2 protein-coding genes are annotated in these 1,027 nt (G+C 61.4%); both read right to left on the bottom strand.

Annotated elements, in window-relative coordinates; genetic code table 11:
• Positions 1–399 (bottom strand): cytochrome c family protein (locus A6A05_RS04245; RefSeq protein ID WP_156520888.1); only part of this gene is annotated, 399 nt, incomplete at its 3' end.
• Between the two features lie 213 nt (positions 400–612).
• On the bottom strand, positions 613–1,027 hold a 415-nt coding region (locus tag A6A05_RS04240), incomplete at its 5' end, for a response regulator (protein ID WP_068497801.1).

Below are 1,027 nucleotides of genomic sequence, written 5' to 3'. Positions count from 1 at the left end.
GGTCTTGCCCTCCCAGGCCTTGGCGACCCGGTTCAGCCCTTCCTTCTTATGGAAGGACGGCATGATGGTGTCGGGGAACAGCACCTTGGGATCGACGATCCGCATCCGCATCTCGGCCGACTGCAGTCGGCTGCCAACGCCACCCAGATCGGGGGCGACGTCGCCATGGTCGGGTTCCTCGGGGATGGGGGCGGTGTGGCACGACAGGCACAGCCCGGTGGTCCGCAGGACCTTCTTGCCGTTCACCGGATCGCCCGGCTTATCGGTCAGCGGCGCCATGCGCGAGACTTCGAAATATTCCCGATCCGGCGCCTTCTTGCGGGCGGCGGCATCGGCCCCGCTCACAAGTCCCACCGCAATTCCGGCGGCCACGGCGACCGTCAAAAAGGAAGAGCGCATGAATCCTCCGTCGGCGTTGTTGGACCATCCACTATATTGCATTGCACAATCAGCGAAGAGCCCGCTCTTGCGACCATAGTTCAACACTCATGCATATTATTCAAGACTCATTCTATTGAGCATGCGCAGCAAAATACGGAGTTGCACTGTTTAAAATACCCATACCCCCACCCGAGCGGGTTGCTTCAACTTCAGCCAAACGGGTGGGGTGGATTAGAGCTTGGGCGGCCGCCGAACCGTCGAGAACCAATATTCTTCAACGCAATGGACGGCGTGCACCAGTTCGTTGACGTCGGCCGGCTTGGTAACGTATCCCCCTGCCCTTAAGCCATAGCAGGAAACCACGTCTTTTTCGGCTTCAGATGTCGTCAGCACCACCACCGGGATGGCTGCCAGGCTGCGGTCGGCCTTCATCTCGCGCAGGACCTCGTGGCCCGACATGCGCGGCATGTTGAGGTCGAGCAGGACCAGATCGGGCGCCTGGCCGCTGTGGGGGGGATGGGCGTGCAGGAAATTCATCGCCTCGAGGCCGTTGGCGGCGACGGCGACGTTGCATTGATAGGGGCCGCTGTCCAGGGCCATGCGGATCAGCTCGATATCGGCGGGCTCGTCCTCGACGACCAAAACC

The sequence above is a fragment of the Magnetospirillum moscoviense genome (assembly GCF_001650635.1).
Classification (GTDB): Bacteria; Pseudomonadota; Alphaproteobacteria; order Rhodospirillales; family Magnetospirillaceae; genus Magnetospirillum; species Magnetospirillum moscoviense.
The sequence above is the reverse complement of the archived record's forward strand: the minus strand, read 5'-3'. Positions and strand labels throughout refer to the sequence as shown.